The following is a 23,958-nucleotide window of genomic DNA, read 5'->3' as shown; positions in this document are numbered from 1 at the left end:
GGACGCAACGCATTCAAGCACGGCGTCGCAATCAGAATGCTGGCGAAGAAGGTCCGCGGTCTGCAAGCCCGGCTCCATCATTTCTCCATCAAACCGCACAAAAGCGTCCATCGACGCCAAGCACACTGCGAAGCAAATCATCGAGTACGCATGCGCGAGCAACACGAATCCATGGACACGTTTCCGACCCTGATCACCTGCGAGCATTGCGACAGCGTCTACCGACGCCGCGCGCTGGCGCCGCACGAGGTCGCGCGTTGCGAACGATGCGCCGCCGTGTTGTATCGATCGAGCTGGCTCGATATCGACCGGTGGCTCGCGCTCGCGGTTGCCGCAGGCGTGGTATTTGCCATCGCCAACCTCTGCCCGATCATGCGGATCAGCGTGCAGGGGCTGCATAGCGAGGCCACGCTGTGGCAATCCGCGCTCGCGCTGGCCCAGGGCTTCGCCGCGCCGATCGCGATTCCGACGGCGCTCGCCATCGTGGTGGTGCCGTTCCTGCAGATCGCCACGCTGATCTGGTTGCTCGCCTTTGCCCGTGCGGGCCATCGCGCGCCCGCGTTCGGCCCGCTGATGCGGCTGCTCGTCGCGTTGCGGCCATGGAGCATGATCGAGGTCGGATTGCTCGGCATCCTCATCGCCATCATCAAGCTGTCGAGCATCATGCAGATCATTCCCGGCGCCGGCTTGTGGGCCACGGCCGTGCTGATGGTGCTGATCCCGCTGATCGCGGGCCACGACACGCGCCAGCTGTGGGACTGGGTCGTGCCGGTGGAACCCGCCGGAGGCCGCCCGTGAGCCTGCCCGTGCGCGCCGGCCAGCTGGGCATGATCGGGTGCCATGCGTGCGGCCTCGTCTGCCGCACGCACGCGAGCGCCGCGCCGGATGCGCACGCGCATGCCGCCGCGGTGGAACGTTGCCCGCGGTGCGGGTCCGCGCTGCACGCGCGTCGTTCGGACAGCCTCGCGCGCGCGTGGGCGCTCCTGATCGCCAGCCTGATCCTCTACATCCCGGCCAACCTGTTGCCGGTGATGCACACCACGCTGCTTGGCAGCCACAGCGAAGCGACGATCCTCAGCGGCGTCGTGGTGTTCTGGAAAGCCGGCTCGTACGGCATTGCGTCGGTCATCTTCATCGCGAGCGTCGTCGTGCCGTGCACGAAGTTTCTCGCGCTCGGCACGTTGCTCGTCACGACGGGCCGGCGCAGCGTGTCGGCCATGCGCGAGCGGGCCGTGCTGTATCGCGCGGTCGAGCTGGTCGGCTACTGGTCGATGCTCGACGTGCTGGTCGTCGCGGTCATCTGTGCGCTGGTGAGGTTCGGTCCGCTGTCCGAGATCGAGCCACGTGCCGGCATTTTGTTTTTCGGCATGGTCGTCATTCTCACGATGCTGTCTGCGATGAGTTTTGACCCACGCCTCATTTGGGACGCCGAAGAAGCATGAATCCTCCATCCGGCCCGCAAGGCCTCGAACCCCACGACCCGCCCGCGACGCGCAACCGCCTGCGGCTTTCGCTCGTCTGGCTCGTGCCGCTCGTCGCGGCGTTGATCGGCCTGTCGATGGTGATCCACGCGTGGTTGTCCGTCGGACCGGAAATCACGATCACGTTCAACACCGCGCAAGGCCTCGAAGCCGGCAAGACGCCCGTCAAGTACAAGGACGTCGTGATCGGCACCGTGACCGCCATTTCGCTGAGCGACGACAGTTCGCACGTGGTCGCGACGGTGTCGTTCGTGAAGAACGCACGCAACCTCATTCGCGACGACACGCGCTTCTGGGTCGTGCGCCCCCGCGTCGGCATGAGCGGCGTATCGGGCATCGATACGCTGTTCTCCGGCGCGTATATCGGCATGGACACGGGCCGCTCGGACCAAACGCGGAAAGCCTACACCGGGCTCGAGACGCCGCCGACCGTCATCAACGGCACGCCGGGGACGAGCTTCGCGTTGCGCGCCGCCGATCTCGGCTCGCTCGATATCGGCTCGCCGGTCTATTACCGCCATCTGATGGTGGGCCACGTTGCGTCGTACAAGCTCGACATGCAGCGCCGCGACATGAACCTGCAGGTGTTCATCGATGCGCCGTACGATCGCCTGGTAACCACCGATACGCGCTTCTGGAACGCAAGCGGCGTGGATCTTTCGCTCGACGCCAACGGCCTGAAGCTGAAGACCCAGTCGGTCGCGACGATCGTGGGCGGCGGCATCGCGTTCGCGACACCGGAAGACAGCGATGCGGCGGCGGCCACTGCCGGCCGCCTGTTTACGCTCGCCGACAACGAAGCTTCCGCGATGGCCGCGCCAGACGGGCCGTCCCAGCTCATCCGGCTCCGTTTCGAGCGGCCGTTGCGCGGGCTCGCGGTCGGGGCGCCGGTGGAGTTTTCCGGCATCGACATGGGCAAGGTCGTCTCGACCCAGCTCGACTACGACCGAGCCACCCGGCGCTTCCAGTCCGTCGTCATGGTGAAGGTCTATCCGTATCGGCTCGGCCCCGTCATCGACAAACTGCAGAAGACCGAAGGCAACGGTAATCCGCGCGTGGCCCAGTTTCTCGCGGGCCTGGTCGAGCACGGGCTCCGTGCGCAGGCGCGCACCGGCAACCTGCTGACGGAGCAGCTCTACATTTCGTTCGACTTCGTGAAAAACGCGCCGAAGGTGCCGTTCGATGCCAATGCCACGCCGCTGACCTTGCCCACCGTCGCGAGCACGTTCGACAAGCTGCCGGAGCAAGTCGCCGACATCGTCGACAAGATCAACAAGATGCCGCTGGATTCGATCGGCAAGCATGTCGATTCGAGCCTGACGAACCTGGATGCGACGCTCAGGCAGGTCAACGGCCAGTTGCTGCCGTCGACGACGCGCGCGCTCGACCAGGCGAACCAGACGTTCGGCGCGTTGCGCCAGGGCATCGCCGAGGACGGCCCGCTTCAGGAGAACCTGGCGAATACGCTGACCGAAGTCCGGCGTACCGCGCGATCGTTGCGCACGCTCACCGACATGCTGGGCCGCCGTCCCGAATCGCTGCTCCGTGGAACCGGGGCCGATCACGCGCCGATCGCGCCTGTCGACACTTCAACCCCGCCTGTCCAGCAGGAGCCACGACAACCATGAGCTTTCCGATTCGCGCCAGGACGATCGCCCTGGGCGCCGGCGCCGTCATCGCGCTGACCGCCTGCGCGTCGAACCCGGTGCATTACTACACCCTCGTCTCACCGGCCACGTCCGCGACGACAACGGCCACGGCGACGGCCGCGCGCGCCACCGCGCCGCTGGCCATCAACGTGTTGCCGGTCGGCATCCCCGCCCAGCTCGATCAGCAGCAGATGGTCGTTCGCAGCGGGGCGGGCACCGCGCTGATACTCGACAACGAACGCTGGGTCGCACCGCTCGGCGACGAGCTGCGCGCGGCGCTTTCGTCGGCACTCGTCGAGCAACTGGGCGCACGCAACGTCACCGGCCTTCCGCGTCCGTCGAACCAGACCGTCATCAGCATCCGCACGCAGGTGCGCCGCTTCGACGCGTGGCCCGGGAGCATGGCCCAGTTCGAGGCGGATTGGGTCGTCGGCACGCAGCAGGACACGCCGGGCACGCGCATTTCGTGCAGCACGCGGCTCGACGAAGCGGCACCCGGAGGCTACGCGGACATGGTGCGTGTGCAACAGCGCATGATCGGGCAGTTCGCCGCGCGGATCGCGAGCACGGTGCGCAGCTTCGGCACCGGGCGCCCTGCCTGTCCCGCCGATTCGTAATCCGTCCCGCCCGGGGGAGCCGTCCATGGGAGCGCGCGAAGGTATCCGGTTATGGGAACCGGCTACCTTGAAGCTCGATGCGCCCCGTTACGCGCGCCGCCGGTAAGTGCCCGGCGTGCTCCCCGTCCAGTGCCGGAACGCGCGATGGAACGCGCTCGGATCGTCGAAGCCGATGTCGGCGCCGATCGCCGCGATCGTGTCGGGCGTATCGGTCAGCCGCTGGATCGCGATGTCGCGACGCAGTTCGTCCTTGAGCACCTGGAACGTCGTCCCTTCGGCGGCCAGGTGGCGGCTCAGCGTGCGCACCGAGCAATGCAGGTGCTCGGCCGCCTGGTCGATCACCGGCAGGTCGGGCAACGCTTCCGACAGGTACTGCCGCACGCGATGGCACACGAGCTGTTCGCTGAACGATTCGAAGATCCAGTCGCCGGGTGCGCGCGCGAGGAACTTGCGCAGGTTGCGTTTGCTCTGCCGGATCGGCGCGTCGAGGTAGTCCGCGCTGAAACGCATCAGCGTGCGCTCGCAGTCGAACTGCACGGCGCCGGTGAAGAAGTACAGATGGTCGACCGCATGGCGTGGCCGCGGGCATGCGAACTCGATCTGCAGCAACGGGATCTTCTGCCCGATCAGCCAGGAGCATACGCCGTGCACGAGCTTGAGCATCAGCTCCTGGCCGAGCGCGCCGATCGGGCCGATGGCGTCGTTCGGGCGCAGCAGCACCTGCGCGACGAGACCGTCGCGCTTCGATTCGACGAAGAAATCGTCGAGCAGGATATGGAAGAATTGCCCGAAACGATGCAGCGCCGTTTCGAGGTTGCGCGCGTCGAGCAGGCTCAGGCACAGGTACTTCAGCGTGCCGCCGCGCAGCGGGCGCGAGAAGATGCCGGGCATCTCGTCGTCGAGGTCGATCGCGAGCGTACGGTACAGCGTCGAGAACTGCTCCTCCGTCACGCGCGCATGCGGTTCGCCAAGCAGCTCGATCGGGATGCCGGCCCCGCGCAGGTAGCGCTCGACCACGTCGCGCTGCGCGCCCGCGCTCGCGAGGAAGCCGTTGACGAGCGAGATCGGCACCGTCGCGCTCGGCGACGGCAGCGCGCGCCCGGACGCTGGCCCGGGCTGGGTGGAAAGTGAATCTGAACCGGTCATCGCGTCCCCGTCGATCGAACCGCTCGCATTGTACTTGAGCGGCCCGCGCGGAGCCTTCCGGGCCTTCGGCGCGCCACGCGCTGCGCGGCGCGCCGGCGCCATCAGTCGGTGCGGCTGAGTTCCCGGCGCAGGATCTTGCCGACGGTCGACTTCGGCAGCCGGTCGACGAAGCGAATGAGCTTCGGCACCTTGTAGGCCGCGAGGCTCGCACGGCAATGCGCGACGAGCTGCTCCTCCGTGACGCAGGCATCCTCCGCCAGCACCACGAACAGCTTGACGGCCTCGCCCGTTCGCGCGTCCGGCACGCCGATGCACGCGCATTCGGCCACGCCCGGCACGGCAGTGGCCACGGCTTCCACCTCGTTCGGGTACACGTTGAAGCCCGACACGATGATCATGTCCTTCTTGCGGTCGACGATCCGCAGGAAACCCGCTTCGTCGAACATGCCGACGTCGCCGGTGCGGAAATAGCCGTCGGCCGTGAACGCGGCCGCATTCGCTTCCGGTTTCTGCCAGTAGCCGCCCATCACCTGCGGCCCCTTCACGCAGATCTCGCCCGCGCCGCCGATCGCCACCTCGTTGTCCTGGTCGTCGAGCAGCTTCACGTCGGTCGACGGCAGCGGCAGGCCCGTGGTACCCGTGAACGAGTCGATCGACTGCGGGTTGAACGACACGACCGGCGACGTTTCCGACAGACCGTAGCCCTCGCGGATGAAATTGCCCGTCACTGCCTTCCAGCGCGACGAGATCACGTCGATCACGGCCGCGCCGCCGCCGGCCGACAGCTTCAGGCGCGACCAGTCGACTTCCGTCAGGCGCGGATGGCCGGCGAGCCCCGCGTACAGCGTATTCACGCCGACGAACACCGTCGGCCGCGCGGCCTTCAGCACGTCGATGAAGCCGTCCATGTCGCGCGGGTTCGCAACCAGCCAGTTCTGCGCGCCGATCGCGAAATAGGACAGGAAGTTCACCGTCAGCGCGAAGATGTGATACAGCGGGATCGCCGTGACGACGACCTCCTCGCCCGGCTCGCGCGCGGCCGGCACGATCGCCCCGAACTGCTCGATGTTCGCGACGAGGTTGCGGTGCGACAGCGCGGCACCTTTCGACAGGCCGGTCGTGCCGCCCGTGTACTGCAGCAGCAGCAGGTCCGCGCCGCCCAGCGCGACCGGCTCGCACGCGAGCGATTCCCCGGCGGCGATGGCATCCGCAAGCGGGATCGAACCGGGCGGCAGCGCGTCGCATGCACCGGCCGGCGCATCGACGACGCCGAGATCGCCGCGCCCGACGCTCAGCACGGTGCGCACGCGCGTGCCGCCGACCACCTCGGCGAACGTGCCCATCGATCCGCCGCACACCAAGGCGACTTCGACGCCCGCGTCGTTGAGCTGATGCTCGAGCTCGCGCGCCGTGTAGAGCGGGTTCACGTTGACCTGGATCGCGCCGATCTTCGCGATGGCGACGAACGCGACCGGAAACGCGAGCACGTTGGGCAGCATCACGGCCACGCGATCGCCCTTGCGGACGCCCACGACCTGCTGCAGATAAGCGGCCAGCGCCGTCGACAGGCGGTCGACGTCGGCATAGGTAAGCGTGCGGCCATACGAGTGGAACGCCGGGCGATCGGCGAAGCGGCGCATCGCGTCGCCCAGCAGCGCGCTTACGGAAGGATGGCGATCGGGATCGATCTCGGCGGGAATCGAGCCATACGACCCGGTCCAGTGTCTCTTCGTCATGTCTCACTCCACGGGGGACGGCGCGCCGACCGCGCGCCGTTCGCACGACGGCCTGCACGCCGGAGAAGCGCGGGCCATCGCCTGACCGGCGACTATCGCCCGCGCGGCGCACTTTGAAAATGATCCGGGAGGCCGAAAAGATGATCGAAACGGACATGCAGCGGTTCGCACTTGTCCAGACAACTTCGCCTGCCGGTGCCGTAAAGCGCTTATTCCCCGGTGAGAATTGCTAAGCAGCAAGCGGCGTGGCGCCGCCACGCGCCCTTCTTCATAATCGACGGCCGTCATTCCCCGGTCGAGACAATGCAGCCGCTCTCCCTGGCCCCCGCCGACACCTTCTCGTCCGTCCGCTTCCTGCTGACCGACATGGACGAGACCCTGACCCATCGGGGCCGCCTGTCCGCCGGCACCTATGCGGCGCTCGAACGCCTGCAGGCGCACGGCATCCGCGTGATTCCGGTGACCGCCGCGCCGGCAGGCTGGTGCGACCAGATGGCGCGCATGTGGCCGGTCGACGGCGTGATTGCGGAAAACGGCGGGCTCTTCATCCGGCGCAGCCCGGACGGGCACGGCGTCGAACGCAGTTATTGGCATGCGGAAGATGCGCGTGCCGACGCGCGCGCCGCACGCTGGCGCATCGCGCGGCACGTCGAGACGGCCGTACCCGCCGCCCGCCGCGCGGACGACCAGGACTTCAGGCTGGCCTCGCTCGCGTACGCCCGTACCGGCAGCGACCAGGACGACCGGATCCGTGACGCACTGGTCGCGGCCGGCGCGGACGCGACCATCAACAACCTGTGGATCATCGGCTGGGTCGGCGGGTACGACAAGCTGTCGATGTCGCTGCGCGTGCTGTCCGATACGTTCGGCGTCGACGCCGGCGCGGCGCGCGATTGCGTGGCCTATTCCGGCGATTCCACCAACGACGCGCCGATGTTCGGCTATTTCACGCACACGGCGGGCATGAGCACCGTGGTCGACTATCTGCAGCAGTTGCCTGCCTTGCCGCGCTGGATCACGCAAGGCCCGGGCGGCAGCGGGTTCGTCGAATTCGCCGACGCGATTCTGCGCGCCCGCCCGATCGATCGCGACTGACCGCACCCGCGTAGCGACTATCGGTCCATCTGCATGAGCAACATACGGGATCCGGCCATTCCTGCCGCCGGTTGCGCCTGCTACGATCGCTTCGCTTCCGGTTCGACGACGCCATCGGTGCCGCGCGGCGCCACCCGTGAAGCCGGCGCATCCGTACAACGGCCCATGCGCGCATAGCCGCCTGGTTTCGCCGCCCGCTCCCGCCGCCGAATAATAAGGATGACTTCATACATGCCTCCGATCGCGGCAGCGCGGCGAACCGGAACACGACATACAACAACGCTTCCAAAGGTCAGTCGCCATGCCAGAACGCATCTCGTTTGAACAACTCCCCGCCCGGCTGCTCGACGTCGTGCTCAACGTCGAGGAATACGCGAACGACACCGGCCACGATTTCCGGCTCGTCGAGCTGGTGCGCGCACGCGTGTCGCAGCTCAACGGCTGCGCCTACTGTCTCGATCGTCATATCAAGGAAGGCATCCACGCGGGCGAAGATCCGCTGCGCTACCACCTGCTGCCCGTGTGGCACGAAACGCCCGATCTCTACAGCCCGAAGGAGCAGGCCGCGCTGCGCTGGGCCGAAGCGCTGACGCTGATCAGCGAGCACACGATCGGCGACGAACTCGTCGACGCGGCGCGCAAGCATTTCGATCGCGACGAACTGGCCACGCTCACGCTGATCGTCGCGCAGATCAACACGTGGAACCGGCTCGCGAAGCCGTTCGCGTGGCAGGCCGGCGTGTTCCAGGCTGGTTGAAGGCGGTTGAAGGCGGTCGAGACCGGACGCGCCGGGTGGCGCCGGCGCGCGTATCAGGGTGAACCCTATGGCGCATGGGACCGATCCCGAGCAGAATTGCGTGCCGTAAACGATATCGATTCGGACGCAGGATGCTCCCATGCCGCGCAGTGCGCTCTTGAACCCGACGACCGCCCGCGCAGCCCGCCTGCCGGACGTCGAGCCAATCCATGCGTTACGCGAGCAGCGCTTCACGCCGGCCAAGCTGGCCGTGCTGCTCGACGTGGCGGCGCAAGCCGGCCTCGACCCGGTCGCGATGCTCGACGGCACCGGCCTCACGCCGGCCGCCGTCGCGGACCCGTTCACGCTCACGTCGCCGCTGCAGTTCCTCACTGCCGCGCGCAATGCAATCCGCCGCTACGACGGCGCCGATCTCGGCGTGCGCGTCGGCCACCGGCTGCACGTGTCGAGCTACGGGATGTACGGCTACGCGATGCTGTGTTCTGAATCGCTCGCGCACGCGTTCGAATCGGCCGTCAAATATCACCGGCTCGCGAACGGCATGCTCGCGATCCGCTGGGTCGAACAGGGCGATACCGCGTCATGGCTGTTTCCCGGCCGGCACGAGGTCGCGCTGCCCGAGCTCGACGAGCCGCTGTACCGTTTCCTGATCGACATGCAGTTCGCGCTGCACGTGACGATCATCAAGGACGTGATGGGTGCGTGGTGCGTGCCGGCGCGCGCGCAGTTCGCGCAGCCGCAGCCGGCACACGCGGCACTGCTGGCCGATGCGCTCGAATGCCCGATCGCCTTCGACCAGCCGCATCATGTGCTCAGCTACCCGGCTGCATGGCTCACGCGCGCGCCGCAGCTCGCGAATCCGATTACCGCCGCGCAGGTGTCGTCGCATTGCGCGAGCCTGCTCGACGAATTGCGCAGCCACGCCGGCGTCACGCGGCGCGTGTACCAGGAACTCACGCGCACGCCCGGGCAGTTCCCCGACATCGACGCGATCGCGGCGATCCTGTGCATCACGTCGCGCACGCTGCGCCGCAAGCTCGAAGCCGAAGGCACGTCGTACAGCGAACTGCTGGCGAGCGTGCGCAAGGCGCTCGCGGTCGACTACCTCAGCACGACCACGCTCAGCACCGAGGACATCGCATTGACGCTCGGCTTCAGCGACGCCGTGGGGTTTCGCCATGCGTTCAAGCGCTGGACCGGCATGACGCCGAGCGACGTGCGGCGCAAGCGCGGCGGTCGAACTCCGGCGTGACGGCGTTGACTACGGTCAGCGCCCGTCGCCGACGGCAGGCGGGGCCACCGCCAGCGCGAACTCGAACACCGCCCCGCGCCCAGGCCGGTCGACCAGCCGGATGCTGCTGCCGTTGAGCGCCAGCATCCGGTGCACGATCAGCAGCCCGAGCCCGCCGCTCGTCATCGCGCCGCCGCTCATCGGCCGCTGCGGCCGCTGGAACAGCCCTTCGCGCCGCGCCGCCGGAATCCCTTCCCCGGTATCGGCCACGGTCACAAGCACGCGGCCGCCGCGCGGCTCCAGCGCGACCTCGACCTCGCCGTGCGCAGGCGTGTGCCGCAGCGCGTTGTCGAGCAGGTTGGTCAGCACGCGCTCGATCATCCCGAGATCGGCCGACACGACCGGCACCCGCGGCGGAATCCGCGCATGCAGCGCGACGCCGCGCGCCTGCGCGGTCAGCTCGAATTTCTGGAACACGTCCTGCACGAGATCGACGAGCGAGAACGGTTCGCGCTCGGCCTGCACGCCGCCCGATTCGAGGCGCGCGAGCTCGAACAGCGCCTGCGCGAGCCGGCCCACCTTCGCGCTCTGCGCGAGCGCGATCGACAGGTAGCGCCGCCGTTCGGGCTCGGCGAGCGAGTCCGATTTCAGCGACAACGTCTCCAGGTAGCCGTGCAGCGACGTGAGCGGCGTGCGCAGGTCGTGCGAGATGTTCGTGATCAGTTCGCGGCGCTGCTGGTCCTGGTGCGTCAGCGCGCGCCACTGGTCGCCGATCCGGTCGGCCATCTGCGCGAACGCGGATTCGAGCACGACGATGTCGTCGCCGCGCCGGCCCGGCCGCGAGCGCGGCACCGGCGGCTGCGCGTCGGGCGTGCCGTTCGCGTCGAAGCGGCGCATCGCGTCCGTCAGCCGGCGCAGCGGGCGCGTGATGAAGCTGAACGCGGTAAGGCCCGCCAGCAGGCCGAGCAGCGCGACCAGCGCCATCGACCACAGCGTCGTGCGCAGCACGTTGCCGGCGTCGACGCGCGCGGCCAGCCGGTCGTGCGCCTCGCCGAGCAGCACCACATAGATGTAGCCCGACGGCGGCTGCCCCGCCAGCTGCAGCGGCGCCGCGCTGAACACCTTGCGCGCGTCGGGGCTGCGCGGGTCGTCGCCCAGGATCGGCAGCGGCTCGCCCGCGATGAAGCGCTGCACGGGCGCGAGATCGACGCGGTCGCGCTTCACGTGGCCGGGCGGCGCATCGTCACCCTTGATGCGCCCCGCGTTGTCGAGCAGGTACACCTCGACGCTCGGGTTCACGCCCATCAACTGGCCGAACAGCGTGCGCACGGCATCCGGGCGCAGCCCGTTCGCGTCCATCAGCGGCGCGCTGTGAGTCACACTGTTGACGATATTGGCGGCCAGGTCGCGCGACAGCCCCTGCACGACTTCCTGCTCGCGCATGTCGTTCGCACGGATCTGCAGCCACGCGGACGCGCCCGAGCACGCGAGCAGCAGCACCGAGAACACGAGCGACAGCCGCTGGGTGAGGGTGAGCTTCATCATGCGTCCCGCTGGCCCGGCGCGGCGAGCTTGTAGCCGCGGCCCCACACGGTGAGGATCCGCACGGGTTCGGCCGGATCGGCCTCGATCTTCGCGCGCAGCCGGTTGATGTGGGTGTTGACCGTGTGTTCGTAGCCTTCGTGCTGGTAGCCCCACACGGCATTGAGCAGGTCCATCCGCGAGAACACCTTGCCCGGGTGCCGCGCGAAGAAATACAGCAGGTCGAATTCGCGCGGCGTGAGGTCGATGCGCGCGCCATCCACGCTCGCCTCGCGCGCGATCGGGTCGATCGCCAGCCCCGCGACATCGAGCGTACCCGCGTCGATCCGCGAATCGCGCGCGAGCGCGTCGACGCGCCGCAGCAGCGCCTTCACGCGCGCGACGAGTTCGAGCACCGAGAACGGCTTGGCCAGATAGTCGTCGGCGCCGAGTTCGAGGCCGAGGATCCGGTGCACCTCGCTCGAACGCGCGCTCGTGATGATGATCGGCGTGTAGCGCGTCATCGCACGCGCGCGCCGGCAGATTTCGAGGCCGTCGACGCCCGGCAGCATCAGGTCGAGGATCAGCGCATCCCAGCCGCCCTGCTCGAGCAGGCGCAGCCCCTCGGCGCCGTCCGCGCTGTGCACGACCTCGTAGCGCTCGTCGCGCAGGTGCAGGCTCAGCACGTCGGCGATGTCGGCATCGTCCTCGACGATCAGGATGCGTTTCGGTTGGTCCATGGCGGCGGGCGGCGGCACGTCGGTGCCGAGGTCGGGTATCGGTTCGGGGCGGCCCCGGTCCGGCTGGCCGGATGCCCGGGGGTGAATCGCGGCAATGAGCCGCGCTGCCGCCATTGTGCAAAATTTTGAGGCGGGGAGTGATCACATTTCATTTAACTTTGAATTGTGCATGTGATCTGAGCCAATGCCCGTAAGGCTTTCCGCTGCGGCCCCCCAAAAACGAAACTTTCCTCACCCGAGTCCGAACACTAAAAAACAGACGCGACACGTTCTGAGCGATCTCGCTACGGCCGACGCTGCGCGAGGGCTAAAGGCAGGGTCCACAAACGATCAAGCGTGACGGCTACGGGCTTTACGCATGCTTTCACTCGCGACGCTGGACTCGTTCAGCAGCATCTCCGCCGCCTGCCATGCCCGTGCGGCAGCACGCGGATCCCCGATCGCACGCGCATCCGCGGTCGCCCCGCTCAGTAACATCACGTACACGCCTGCAAGCTGACGCGCCCGGCGACGCGGAACGATCTCGGATAGCAGTTGCGCCATGAGAGCCAACAAGTCATCCCGATAGCGCACCGCCACGTCGGTCACCTTGGGGCAGGTCGCACCAAACTCGGCCAGCGCACGCTCGAACAGGCAGCCCGCGAACTCCGGGCTACTAAACCAGGTGCCGTACCAGTCGAAAATCCCCTTCAGGCGCGCAGTAGCGTGCGGCATGGGGCCGAGCTTGGCCGCGATGCTCTCCATGATGAAGGTGTAGCGCTGTTCCAGCACTGCCTTGATCAGATCGTCCTTGCCCGCGAAGTGATGGTAGAGCGTCATGCGGGCAACGTCCGCTTCGGCGATGATCCAGTCGATACCGACCGGATGAAAGCCATGTCGGGAAAACAACTCACCTGCCTTGTCGACCACCTGCTGGCGTTTGCTCGCGCGCATTTATGCCTCTCCTGACTACAGGGCGGCATCTTAGCACCGCCGCCAGCACTGCTCCTTTCAGCCTGTCGGGCAAGTGTGGCCAACTGCCGGATACGATCTCGCTCTTCAGGGCAGTGAATACGGCATCCTCCACGCCCCTCTCATTCGTCTTGCGCCAGACAGGAAGGGTGTCGTTCAGGAATCCCGGCGAAAAGTTGTACGGGACAACGTTGGCACCTGTTCGTGCGATACGGCGGGTCGTAGGGTAGACAGCAATTAGCCGGCACCGAGTACTCGGGAAACACCGTCACGCACGATGCCCGGACTGTCCGCGGGCAAGAGCGCTGCGACGAGACGCTCCAGGCGGATCGGCAAAAGATGGTTCCACGTGGGTAGTGTGTGCCAGCCCGGCCGGCATCCCATCGGGCCGCAATTGCCGCTGCACGCAGCGGTTTCAGCAAGGCACCCGGCCACCGTTCATCATGCACCATCGCTGCGTCTCTTGTTGCGGGGCAGCATACGGTAGCCCGGTCCTCGGATCGATGTGGTCATACTGACCCACGGGGTGTCGAGCCCTCCACGCGGCCTGCTCGGCATACTGTTGCTCGATCGCGGCTTGCTCTCGGGCCAGGTCTGCCTTCTGCGCATCGTCCACTTTCTTCGCCATGGTCACGAGCCGTGCGAACTTTGGATCGCGAACATCCTGCAGGGGCGGAAACGGTGGCGCAGGCGGCATGATGAGCACAGGGCCGGTGTATTTCGGTATCGGCAACCTGGATGGCCGGCCAAAGTTCGCCGCCATATCCATCTCCCACAAGGCAGCGTCCATTCCGAGCACATGTTCGTAGTCGCGATTGACGACCGTCAGCGTGAGCGGCACCGACGGCGCCGGCAATGGCTGCAGGGAAGGTGGAAGCGTCTGTCGAGCCTCGGGGTAGATGGTGCGGGCATACGCGATTGCAGCGACGGAGTACTGCTGGAGGACCGCCTCGTACGCTTCCAGTATCTGCGCTCGACCATAGCCGGCAGGATTCTCGAACATCGGCTTATATGCCAACACCCTCTTGCTATACAACGCATTCGCATTCCGCTGCTCTGCGGCAAACTGCTGCTGAGGATCGGTCGGCGCAGACGCCGATAGGGGTGCACACCCCGAAATCACGCTGGCGACAAGCAATAGCCCGACTGTCGCGCGAACAGCCGACGGGCATTGACGCGACCTATCGGCAATCGCCTGGTTGACCAGGGCGAACAAAACCGTGGTTTTCTTGATTGCTCTTGTCTGCATGGCATGGCGCCTGGAAGGCTTGGTCATTTTCAGCTAGGTCCTGATCGCGACTGTGAATGCGATGCGTCGCAGTAGAAAGGAAATCGGCACAAAGCCCCTCATGGAGGCTGAACGTCAATCCAGCGCACATCGCGCGAGGATGCCCCGATTGACGAGCGATGTCAGCAACCCCGTGTATGTCGGACATGCCGCGGTCGCATTGTGTGCAAGCACATCGTCGATTTCGGCCCTGTCGTTGCGCACGCACTCGTACTGCCGAGCAGTGGTTGAATGCAGCGATGCGAACGCGCCGCACAAATGCACGAACGCAACGACTTCCTCGAACATTCTCGTATTGATCTCGACGGAGACCATCATGTCGGCGCCATATCCGCATTCCGAATCCACCTTTGCCGCATAAGCCCGCATGTCATAGGCAGGCAACCAGGGCGGATTCAATCCGTCCAGGCCACGGGCGATCTCATCGATGCTGGCTGTCAGCGTCACTGTGAAATTCCTGCCCAAACCACCCTCGGCGCCCCGGCACCGCTTGGCATCGGATCCACACCTTTACGAAGCGAGAAGAACGATATGATGAATGTATACTAGTCGATCTACTTTGACTAGAATCGCGATCAGTGAGACCGAAGCGATCGGCACAGGCACAACGGCTGCCGTGTTTTTACTTCTCGATATATTTTCCGTTCCTAATATTTGGGAAATGAACACGTTTCACCAAAGCGCTGCTCGGCGGTTAATCCACTTTCGCGATGCCAGCGACAGGCAAACACAGGCGCGCCGTACCTTGAAGCGCGCCGCCACCGACGTCTCCGGATCTTCCGCCATGCCGCGCGCCGCTGTTCTGCCGCTTCTCGCCGCATCTTGCGCGTCGAAGAGCCTGTACGGCGCCGACCTGATGCTTGGCCTGGCGCTCGCGGTGCCGGCTGCCGCACAAGCGAATGCACCCGCGCCGCGCGTGGTGTCCGAGTTGAAGGACATCCGCATGAAGGCGCTCGCCGATCTGCCCGGGGCCGCAAGCCCCGTCGATCGCGACAGTTGCCCGCAATCGGTCATCCAGCCGAAATCGGCAGCAGCCAAACTGGTCGCGGCGCAAGGTTGGGCCGTCATGTCGGACGTGCCGCTGGCGCCCTACCGCGCCGTCAGCTTCGCAGGCCGGATGGAGCCCGCAACCAGCGGCACCTGCAGCATCACGCAAGGCAACGTGGCCGTGTTCGAGAACGGCAAGCTGACGTTGACCACCGTAGGCGACGGCGACCTCCCATCCGTCACGGATTACGACGTCAAGTACCGCTGATCACTTCTCGTCGGCTGCCTCGCCCTGGCCGCCGCGAAAAACAAGAGCGCCTCATGCAACGTCTGCCCATGCGAACCCCGACCCACATCTGGCGCGCGCTATCCGCCGGCGTCCTGCTGATCGGCCTGAACGCGTGCGAGCGCGCCACGCCGCCCGCCAGCCCGACGGCAGCACCTGCGTCCGCTGCGTCTTTGCCGGTCTCCGATGTGCCGGAAATGGCTGCGGCATCGCCGCTGCAAGCGCTGCTGGATGTATTCGAAGGTGCGAGGCCGGCAACCTGGCCAGCGTTCGACAACGTGTCCGGCGTGCACTGGCGCGACGCGAAGCCGCTCGGCAATCCAGACAGCCACTCCCCCGAGGCCACGTACTACCGTGGTGGCGACATGCTGCTCACCGGCTTCGGCGACGTGGATGTGCCGGACGGCAAGGTCGGCGACGAAGCCGGCGTCAAGAAGGACAACGAAGGCCACGTCGGCGTCGTACTCAACGGCAATGCGACCGCCGTCCTGTCGATTGCGCTGCGGAAGTTCTACCCGAGCGACGACGCGCAGGACATTCTGCTGCGCCAGCTCGGCAGCGATGCCACGATCAAGCGCATCGCCGGCCGATGCGCACTCGACTACGGCACCACTGCACCGAACGTGCAAAAGAATGTGTTCTACCAGGTCAGCATCGCCAACGCTGCCGTGCCGGTGTTTGCGGAAACCTACATCGATGAAGAGGGAGGAACTCAGGGGCCGGGGGCGACCAACTTCGTGTTCTACCGCACCAGGCCGAACCAACGTATCGCGAGCATGCAGTGCAAGGGCGCCGACGCCTGAGCAGGAGCGCTTCGGCGTCAGGACGCTCGCACGAGCAGTGCATGCCGGGACCTGCTTGCCACCGCAAAGGTGGTCTAAGCAGCGGAGTTTCGGGCGCCTCATCATCCATCTGGACTGCTGATCGAATGAACGACATCGACTTGACGCCATGATGTCCACACGAAGCAGGATTCTCGAATTCGCAGTCCGGTGCACTGGCTGCCTATTCGTCACGCCGGAGATCGTCGTGGCGGCGTTGAGTCTCTGCATGCCGCCTGGCAGCGCGCACGGACAGCCTGCGGACGCGGCCACGCCGGACTGCGCAGGCCAATCGCATATCGAATCTCGGGCGCCGGCGAACCTGAGCGCGACGCAAGCGCTACAACGCATGCTGGTGCTGATTCAGGCAAGCAGCCAGGTTACCGACATCGCGCCGGAAACGGTACACCACATCTTTGGTGTGCAGATCAAATCGATTGGCAAGGATCAGTTCGGCTATGGTCAACGCTTGCCGGGCAACTGGGCATTCAGTCTCGAGAGGCTGACGATCGGTGATAGCGGTACGCGTGTGGATCTGATGTTTGATCCGATTCCCGGAGCGCAAGCTTCCCCATTGACGACGTGTGAGCCAAATTTTGCTCAATTCACGGGGGCATTGGAGTCCATGGGGTTCAGTCGCCACGCTCACTATGGCGAACACGGCCAGTGGATCTTCGATGTTTTCGAGCGACAACGCATGTCTGTTTCGGTGTACGCCATCCGGGCATTCTCCGATAACGGCGAACCGCTCGGTACGGCCTGCGTAAAGGCGGTACTGGTGCAATAGGACAACCACCTCGCCTCGAGGCTAGACACAACGCGCCGAGCCATGGCATAGACGCGACTGGCCAAGCCTGCAGCGGCGCGTTGCATGCGACAGCACATGAGCGGCGCACGTCGAGCAACGTGGCCGCTTCCGGTGCCTCTCCTCGCTCTACGTCTACGCTGAATCCGCCTGCGCGAACCCGAGCGTAAGACCGAAAGCGTCGAGGATCGTCACCGCAGTCCTGGCCATTCGCCTGGCCATTACTTCCGGGGTCTCGCGCGTGCTGCCCTGGCGAAGCCAGTGCAGCGCCGTCCAGACCAATCCACCGCCAAGCACCGTCAGGCAATCCTGCTCTGCCTCCGTACGAACGCCTTCATAGGGCGGAAGGATTCGGCCGGCGACGAACGTCACCAGTTCATCGAAAAACGCCGATGTCGCCGCATCGTTGAATACGGTCAGATAGAAGTGCTGATGCGCATGCAGGTGCTCGAGAATCAGCGCAGTCTCCACCTCCATTGACTTGACGAAGGCGACGTTCGGCGGGTTCAGCAGTTTGCCTTGCTCCTCGACGAATGCGAAAGCGCTGTCGAGCCTCACCAACGCCGCCCGCTGGGCAGCAGCCTGAAGGTCGGGGAAGTGCTGATAGAACGTGGGGCGAGCGACGCCCGCGCGCTGCACCAGTTGAGCAATGCTGAGTTTGTTCAGCGGCGCCTCGTCGAGCAGTTCGGTCACGGCACGAACGAGCGCATCGTAACTCCGTTGAAAGCGAGGATCCGCGGGATTAGGGCTTACATCAGGTGGCATAAAAAGCTCTAGACAGGTTGTTTTGTCTATTTTACATTCGTTCAATAGATTGAGAAGCGACGTTCCGGCATGCCCCTCTGAAAGGCTATTGAAATGAAATCTTCCGCCCTCGTTCCCCAACCGCCCCTGAAACCCATCATCGGTCACCTGATGGAAGTCCTCGGGCCGTCTCCGCTTGCAAAGATGATGGATCTCGCACGAACTTACGGGCCAGTCTACTGGTTCGAGGTGTTCGGGCAAGGTTACTACGTCGTCAGCGGACAAGCACTGGTCGACGAGGTGTGCGACGAAAGCAGGTTCCAGAAATCCGTCCATCAGTCTCTGCTCGAACTTAGACCCGCGATCGGGGACGGACTGTTTACGGCATTCAGCAATGAACCGAACTGGGCCAAGGCGCATCGTGTATTGATGCAGGCTTTCGGGCCACTCAGCATCTGGTCCATGTTCGACAAAATGGTCGACATCGCAGACCAGATGTTTCTCTATTGGGAACGATTCGGCCCGGAGACGGCTGTCGACGTGTCCGATCATATGACTCGTCTGACGCTTGATACGATCGCCCTTTGTGCGTTTGATTGTCGCTTCAACAGCTTCTACCGCGACGATCAGCATCCGTTCGTGGATGCCATGGTCAATACCCTCAGCGAGGCCGGAAAGCGCGAGCTGCGGCCAAAACTGGTGTCGAAGTTGATGCTCAGTCGGAGTCGAAAGTTCGACGCGGACATCGAAGTCATGCGATCGCTCGCGACCAAAATGATCGAAGACCGGCGGAAGCATCCGCACGACAACGAGGAGGCGATGGACCTGCTGGATCGAATGCTGAACGGCGTCGATCCGGTGACGGGAGAGAAGCTCGATGACGAAAATATCGTCTTCCAGATGATTACATTTCTCATCGCTGGACATGAAACGACAAGCGGGCTCCTGTCCTTTGCCACCTATTTCCTCCTCAAAAACCCGGAGATCCTGCAAAAAGCGCGGGACATGGTCGACGAGGTTGTTGGCAGCGAGACACCACGGATCGAGCATCTTGCACGGCTGCGCTACATCGAACAAATCCTCATGGAAACGCTGCGAATCTGGCCGACGGCCCCGGCGTTCGCCGTCACGCCACTCGCTGACACGACGTTCGGCGGAAAATATCCCGTTTCGCCAGACGACATCATCATGATCTTGACTCCCATGTTGCACAGGGACGTGAGCGTCTGGGGCGAGGACGTTGAAGCATTTCGACCGGAGCGATTTGCACCGGAGAATGCGGAGAAACTCCCGCCAAATTCATGGAAACCCTTTGGCAATGGCGCGCGGGCATGTATCGGCCGGCCCTTTGCAATGCAGGAAGCCCATCTCGTTCTGATCATGTTGCTGCAGCGATTCGACTTCGCGTTTGCAGATCCGAACTACGAACTGGACGTCGCCGAAACACTTACGCTCAAGCCAACAGGTCTCCGTATCAACGTGCGGCCACGAGCGCGAGGCGCACGCAAGGTATCAAATGGTGACCTGCGCGGCCGCGCGAGCATCGAAAGCCCCAGCATCGACCAGGCGACATCAATCTCCGATCGGGACGCGCCGAACATGCTCGTCCTCTTTGGCGGGAACACGGGCTCCTCGGAGTCTTTTGCCCGCCGCATTGCAGGCGACGCAAGTCGCCACGGATTTCGTGCCACCTGCGCGCCTCTTGACGAGTTCGCAGGAAAAATCGACGGATTTCCTGCGATCGTCATCGTCACCGCTTCCTACGAAGGCCAGCCGCCAGACAATGCAACGGCATTTCTCCCGTATATCGAGGCGATGAGCGAAGGAGCGTTGGACGGCGTCAAATTTGCAGTGCTTGGATGCGGAAACAAGCAGTGGGCAAGGACATATCAGGCGATCCCCAAGCGCGTTGACGCAGCCTTCGAAAAAGCAGGCGCCACCCGAGTTCACGTCAGAGGCGAGCTCGACTCCGGAGGCGATTTCTTCGGTGAGTTTGATCGATGGTACGCAGCGCTGTGGAATCACTTTTCGATCAGCTTCGGGAAAGAAGTCTCGATTTCGCAAAGTGCCGATGCCGGACTAAAAGTCAGCTTCCTTGATAACGTTCGAGAAAAATTGCTCAGCGTTGACGACATGACGCGCGCAACCGTTATCGACAATAGAGAACTGGTCGATATCCGCGCACCAGGAAGCCGCTCGAAGAAGCACATCGAATTGAAGCTACCCGAGACAATGACCTATCGCTCCGGCGATTACCTGGCCGTTCTGCCTCGCAACTCGAAGCATGGCGTCGATCGCGTCTTGCGCCGTTTTCGCCTGGGTTGGGACACTCAGGTGATCATCGATGGTACTTCAAGTAATCCACGCCTTCCGCTCGGCCAGGCAATCGGTTGCGGCGAACTGCTTTCGAGCTACGTCGAACTTGCCGTTCCGGCCACACGATCACAAGTATCCAGCCTGGCCGCCGCTACTCGCTGCCCACCAGAGAAGGTCGAGCTTGAGCGCCTGAGCGCCGGCGATTTCGAATACGAGATTCTGGAAAAGCGGACGACCGTCATGGATCTGCTCGAACGCTTCGGATCCGTCGATTTGTCATTCGACAAGTTCCTCGATATGCTGCCCGCGCTGAAGGCGCGGCAGTATTCGATCTCGTCGTCCCCTCTCTGGAAAACAGATCACGTGACCGTGACGGTCGCCGTCGTCGATGCACCGGCGCTCTCGGGCAACGGCCGTCACGAGGGGGTGGCGTCGTCGCATCTTGCGCGACTCAACACCGGTGACAGCGTGTCCATTGCGGTCAGGCCATCGAATGCGCGCTTTCGGCCGCCAGCCGAACCCGCTCTTCCGATGATCATGATTTGCGCGGGTTCCGGCATCGCCCCGTTCCGCGGCTTTCTGCAAGAGCGTGCGCTACAGAAACAGCGCGGAGAAAAGGTCGGCCCGTCGTTGCTTTTCTTCGGGATCGACGATCCCGACGTCGACTTTCTCTATCGCGATGAACTCGACGAATGGGCAAGCTGCGGCGTGGTCGAAGTGTTGCCGGCCTATTCCAACCGCCCGGAGGAAGGTGCCCGCTTTGTTCAGGACAAAGTCTGGCTGGAGCGCGAGAAAATTGCCGCACTGTTTGCGCAAGGCGCCATCGTCTATGTATGCGGGGATGGGAAGAATATGGCGCCTGCGGTGCGTGCCACGCTCGGTCGGATTTATCAGGATACAACCGGCGAGAACGATGAAAACGCCGCTGCATGGATCGACACGATGGAGCGGGAGCATGGCAGGTATGTAGCCGACGTGTTTGCATGACGGCGACCAGGTTCATGCAGCTTCCCGTCGCTCTGGAGAAGCAACGGAACGCTTGACCTGCCCCGCCGCCGCTTTCCGGAACTCACGCGGCCAGCGCTTCGATACCGGCCCGCGCCCGCCTGCTCTTGCTGCCTTCAATCCGGTTCCTGTCGAGTTCCGACCGGAACCGGATCGGCAATTTTGCTGCTCGCTTCGAGACGGTCCGCCGTGACGGGCAAGGTGGCGCGGAAGCATGGTTCCGCAGTCACATGAAACGTCGAGCCTCGATCGTTAAAAAAATCTGGATTCCTATAAAAATCGATCGACTCCATAGTTCATCGCCGCGCCACTCTGCGATGCGATGACTGCCATCCCCACATCCGCGGTATTCAGCGTATCGCCCTGGATGAGCTGTCGTCACATCGCAGCGGGTCGTCTCGCTCCCCCTCAGCAGGAATCGCTCTCCATCTGAGCCACCCGGCTTCTCTCGCGAGCGTCCGTCCCAAGTCGAACTGCGTGCCCCGGCGATACGTATGTCGCCTCCGGTCCATGCCCCACCTCACCTCTCAGGGTGTGACCACATTTTGCTCACCCGCGTCGGAACGGCCTGTTGTCTTTCAAGGCGCGACACCGTTCGGAAAGCGAACGGGTTAACCATGATCGACCATCGAAAAACGCCATGTTAACTTCCACGATCATATGACTTGGTCACTTGACCTCATCATCGTGAATACGCCAGATCACAGAAAAACCTCCTCGAATGGCTCCACGTCTGCCACCTCCGGAAGCAGGTCATGGATCACCAGGAGGTCGCGACAACGGCGAGAAGTGCCTGCGCGTTCCATCGACTGGCGTGAAAGGAATGTATGGCAGAAAGCCGAGACATTCATAGTCAACTGACTCAGTCAAAAAATTCAACTCGACGTCTGGATCACCCCGAATCAGAACGTGACGCCGCTTCTGATTTACCAGTCCACGCAGCTTTGAGGCAATCATGAACGCAGATATTCAGAACCTTCAGAACGCTCTCCCCACCGTCCCCAAGCAGACCAGCGCACAAGAGATCGTGTCGCTCATGAATCAATACGGTGGAGTCCGGATCAAGAATTATCTGACCCAGGAGCAAGTCGCGAACATCAACCGCGAGGTCGATGTTCCGCTCGATCGGCTTCGCGAAGGGTCGTCGCATGAAAACGAACTGATCAAGGAATTCCACGGCACCTATACAAAGCGCCTGACGAACATGGTCACGCACAGCAAGACTTTTGGCGACGTGCTGGACGACGATCTCTTTCACGATCTCGGCGAGGTGCTCTACCGGGAAGAGTCCGGCGACTGGTGGCTTTCGACCGCGCAGGTCATCGACATCGGCCCGGGCAACGCAGCTCAAATGCTGCATCGCGATGTCGGCAATTTTCCGCCGCTGTGCGCGCTCGGAATCAACGGGCCTACGGTGTTTACCAACCTCATGATTGCCCTGACGCGCTTCACCGAGGAAAACGGTGCCACCCGAATTATTCCGGGGAGCCAGAACTGGGACGAGGACTACTTCGACAGCAAGGGCACGCCTGAAATGACCATTGCCGCCGAGATGGACCCCGGCGACGCTTTGCTGTTCAGCGGAAAGGTAATCCACGGTGGCGGCGCGAATGTAACGAAGAACGAGCGCCGACGCGGGCTCACGCTGCCGATGCAGCCGTCCTACCTGACGCCGGAGGAAGCGTATCCCTTCATCGTCGACATGGACATCGTGAGACGCCTGTCACACCGCGTTCAGCGAATCATCGGCTTCCGTTCGCAATACCCCGCGGGCACGCCGGGCCTGTGGCAAATCGACTACGACGATATCGCCACGCACCTCGGTCTTTGAGGCGCGAACAGACGCCTGCATCGGTCCGGGATGCGGCAATGCCCTCCCGGATTCCGCTACGCACATTCGTCGGCGACGACAGCATCATGATCAGGCCGATTGCCGATCGAATGCGGGCATGGCACGCCTTTCCGGGATCGCCCTCAACAATCGACTTTCCAATACACCTCATCCAACTCAGGAGCGTGATCATGGTGAAGCGTTTATTTGTCGCAATCTCACTCGTTGCCGGGATCCTTCTTGTATTGAGCCCGGGATTCATGGTTCTGTACCACATTGAGCACTACGATTCGACCCAATAGGCTCCAACTGGAACGATCGAAAGTGCCGGCGCTGCCTTGCGCGCGGATCGTGTCGAGCACGAACCGCGTGGTGCATTGCTCGCGCTTCGGCCGACGGCGTTCGGTCTTGAGCCAGCCCGACAGTCTGTTGGCCCATGTGTCGACGACGCGCAGGCTTGCGCCCTCCGGATAGATCTATCCGCGTGGTTCAGTCTGCCGCAGCCATGCGCACACCGTGTTTCCGAACACACCGGTACGCCATACGATCTCGCGCGGCGAAACCTTCTGGCGGAAGTGCACTGCCAAATCCCAGCCCGCGTCCTCACCTTGATCGCTCCTGTATCCCTGCTCGAAGGTTGAGCGGGGATTTCCATTACGTGGGTCGGATTTCGACGAAAGCGACAGGCCTCGATGGAGCAAGTCCGAGCGAACGTCGGCAATCAAAGGCTGCGCCTCACTCGCGTGCCATCGTTTGGCGATGGCTGAAATCGTGGTGCCGCCTGCGCCGTCCAAGAGATCAGTGGAAGACGCATGCCAGAAAGAAGCGGCCAGGATCGGCACCGCGGTTGTCTTCGACCTTGTCCCGAACGACGTTCCGCCGGCGAGCGAATTTGTCATCTTGAACCGCCCAGGTTCAATGAGATATCGCGGCGCACGAGGAGAATCTCCG

21 protein-coding genes are annotated in these 23,958 nt (G+C 64.0%); 12 read left to right on the top strand and 9 right to left on the bottom strand.

Features of this window, described 5'->3' with window-relative positions; translation table 11 throughout:
- Positions 1–36 precede the first annotated feature (36 nt).
- Genes B7G54_RS26115 through B7G54_RS26100 form a run of 4 tightly spaced genes read left to right on the top strand, consistent with a single transcriptional unit; the run spans position 37 to position 3,747 of the window.
- Positions 37–798 carry a paraquat-inducible protein A gene (locus B7G54_RS26115; protein ID WP_244289434.1) on the top strand — a complete coding sequence of 254 codons (762 nt, stop codon included), beginning with the start codon at positions 37–39 and terminating at the stop codon, positions 796–798.
- Entirely contained in the window at positions 795–1,442 is a 648-nt protein-coding gene (locus B7G54_RS26110) for a paraquat-inducible protein A (protein ID WP_085041692.1), read from the top strand. Before B7G54_RS26115 ends, B7G54_RS26110 begins: the two co-directional genes overlap by 4 nt.
- A complete protein-coding gene (locus B7G54_RS26105) occupies positions 1,439–3,109 on the top strand; it encodes a PqiB family protein (RefSeq protein WP_085041691.1) in 1,671 nt (556 codons plus the stop codon). The genes B7G54_RS26110 and B7G54_RS26105 overlap by 4 nt, the downstream gene beginning before the upstream one ends.
- Positions 3,106–3,747, top strand: a complete 642-nt coding sequence (locus B7G54_RS26100; protein ID WP_085041690.1) for a PqiC family protein — start codon at positions 3,106–3,108, stop codon at positions 3,745–3,747. Before B7G54_RS26105 ends, B7G54_RS26100 begins: the two co-directional genes overlap by 4 nt.
- A gap of 87 nt (positions 3,748–3,834) precedes the next feature.
- Here B7G54_RS26100 and B7G54_RS26095 read toward each other — a convergent pair whose 3' ends face one another.
- A complete protein-coding gene (locus B7G54_RS26095; RefSeq protein WP_085041689.1) occupies positions 3,835–4,995 on the bottom strand; it encodes an AraC family transcriptional regulator in 1,161 nt (386 codons plus the stop codon).
- A complete protein-coding gene (locus B7G54_RS26090) occupies positions 4,995–6,629 on the bottom strand; it encodes an AMP-binding protein (RefSeq protein WP_085041688.1) in 1,635 nt (544 codons plus the stop codon). The genes B7G54_RS26095 and B7G54_RS26090 overlap by 1 nt, the downstream gene beginning before the upstream one ends.
- Positions 6,630–6,932: 303 nt before the next feature.
- On the opposite strand from B7G54_RS26090, the gene B7G54_RS26085 reads away from it, so the two are divergent.
- From B7G54_RS26085 to B7G54_RS26075, 3 genes are all read left to right on the top strand, one after another.
- Positions 6,933–7,724 (top strand): HAD-IIB family hydrolase, encoded by a 792-nt coding sequence (locus tag B7G54_RS26085; RefSeq protein WP_085041687.1) that lies wholly within the window; start codon positions 6,933–6,935, stop codon positions 7,722–7,724.
- Positions 7,725–8,025: 301 nt separating this feature from the next.
- Complete coding sequence (locus tag B7G54_RS26080; protein WP_085041686.1) at positions 8,026–8,481, top strand: carboxymuconolactone decarboxylase family protein; 456 nt, start codon at positions 8,026–8,028, stop codon at positions 8,479–8,481.
- A gap of 139 nt (positions 8,482–8,620) precedes the next feature.
- Positions 8,621–9,733, top strand: coding sequence for an AraC family transcriptional regulator (locus B7G54_RS26075; protein WP_085041685.1), 1,113 nt, complete (start codon positions 8,621–8,623; stop codon positions 9,731–9,733).
- Positions 9,734–9,748: 15 nt separating this feature from the next.
- Here the strand turns inward: B7G54_RS26075 and B7G54_RS26070 are convergent, their stop codons facing one another.
- The 5 genes from B7G54_RS26070 to B7G54_RS26050 all read right to left on the bottom strand — a co-directional run bounded on the left by B7G54_RS26070 (position 9,749) and on the right by B7G54_RS26050 (position 14,659).
- Positions 9,749–11,254 (bottom strand): sensor histidine kinase, encoded by a 1,506-nt coding sequence (locus B7G54_RS26070; protein ID WP_085041722.1) that lies wholly within the window; start codon positions 11,252–11,254, stop codon positions 9,749–9,751.
- Positions 11,254–11,973 (bottom strand): response regulator transcription factor, encoded by a 720-nt coding sequence (locus tag B7G54_RS26065; RefSeq protein WP_039353478.1) that lies wholly within the window; start codon positions 11,971–11,973, stop codon positions 11,254–11,256. Before B7G54_RS26065 ends, B7G54_RS26070 begins: the two co-directional genes overlap by 1 nt.
- Before the next feature lie 330 nt (positions 11,974–12,303).
- A complete protein-coding gene (locus B7G54_RS26060) occupies positions 12,304–12,906 on the bottom strand; it encodes a TetR/AcrR family transcriptional regulator (protein ID WP_085041684.1) in 603 nt (200 codons plus the stop codon).
- Between the two features lie 433 nt (positions 12,907–13,339).
- Complete coding sequence (locus B7G54_RS26055) at positions 13,340–14,200, bottom strand: hypothetical protein (protein WP_085041683.1); 861 nt, start codon at positions 14,198–14,200, stop codon at positions 13,340–13,342.
- Between the two features lie 87 nt (positions 14,201–14,287).
- On the bottom strand, positions 14,288–14,659 hold the full coding sequence (locus tag B7G54_RS26050; RefSeq protein WP_133059221.1) for a hypothetical protein: 372 nt from the start codon (positions 14,657–14,659) through the stop codon (positions 14,288–14,290).
- Positions 14,660–14,750: 91 nt separating this feature from the next.
- Here B7G54_RS26050 and B7G54_RS26045 point away from each other — a divergent pair, with 91 nt between their 5' ends.
- The 3 genes from B7G54_RS26045 to B7G54_RS26035 all read left to right on the top strand — a co-directional run bounded on the left by B7G54_RS26045 (position 14,751) and on the right by B7G54_RS26035 (position 17,093).
- The gene (locus B7G54_RS26045; protein WP_133059220.1) at positions 14,751–15,467 is read left to right on the top strand and encodes a hypothetical protein; all 717 of its coding nucleotides are present in this window, start codon (positions 14,751–14,753) and stop codon (positions 15,465–15,467) included.
- 53 nt (positions 15,468–15,520) lie between these two features.
- Positions 15,521–16,288, top strand: a complete 768-nt coding sequence (locus tag B7G54_RS26040) for a hypothetical protein (RefSeq protein ID WP_133059219.1) — start codon at positions 15,521–15,523, stop codon at positions 16,286–16,288.
- A 148-nt stretch (positions 16,289–16,436) separates the two neighbouring features.
- Positions 16,437–17,093 (top strand): hypothetical protein, encoded by a 657-nt coding sequence (locus B7G54_RS26035; RefSeq protein ID WP_244289433.1) that lies wholly within the window; start codon positions 16,437–16,439, stop codon positions 17,091–17,093.
- Positions 17,094–17,246: 153 nt separating this feature from the next.
- Here B7G54_RS26035 and B7G54_RS26030 read toward each other — a convergent pair whose 3' ends face one another.
- Complete coding sequence (locus tag B7G54_RS26030) at positions 17,247–17,804, bottom strand: TetR/AcrR family transcriptional regulator (RefSeq protein WP_244289432.1); 558 nt, start codon at positions 17,802–17,804, stop codon at positions 17,247–17,249.
- Between the two features lie 165 nt (positions 17,805–17,969).
- On the opposite strand from B7G54_RS26030, the gene B7G54_RS26025 reads away from it, so the two are divergent.
- On the top strand, positions 17,970–21,158 hold the full coding sequence (locus B7G54_RS26025) for a bifunctional cytochrome P450/NADPH--P450 reductase (RefSeq protein WP_085041678.1): 3,189 nt from the start codon (positions 17,970–17,972) through the stop codon (positions 21,156–21,158).
- Between the two features lie 973 nt (positions 21,159–22,131).
- Entirely contained in the window at positions 22,132–23,007 is an 876-nt protein-coding gene (locus B7G54_RS26020) for a phytanoyl-CoA dioxygenase family protein (RefSeq protein WP_085041677.1), read from the top strand.
- A gap of 476 nt (positions 23,008–23,483) precedes the next feature.
- On the opposite strand, the gene B7G54_RS38765 is transcribed toward B7G54_RS26020, so the two are convergent.
- Complete coding sequence (locus B7G54_RS38765) at positions 23,484–23,906, bottom strand: hypothetical protein (RefSeq protein ID WP_133059218.1); 423 nt, start codon at positions 23,904–23,906, stop codon at positions 23,484–23,486.
- Positions 23,907–23,958: the final 52 nt, after the last annotated feature.

This window comes from Burkholderia puraquae, assembly GCF_002099195.1.
In the GTDB taxonomy this organism is placed as follows: Bacteria; Pseudomonadota; Gammaproteobacteria; order Burkholderiales; family Burkholderiaceae; genus Burkholderia; species Burkholderia puraquae.
Note: the sequence above shows the minus strand (reverse complement) of the source record. Positions and strands in the feature narration are given on the sequence as shown.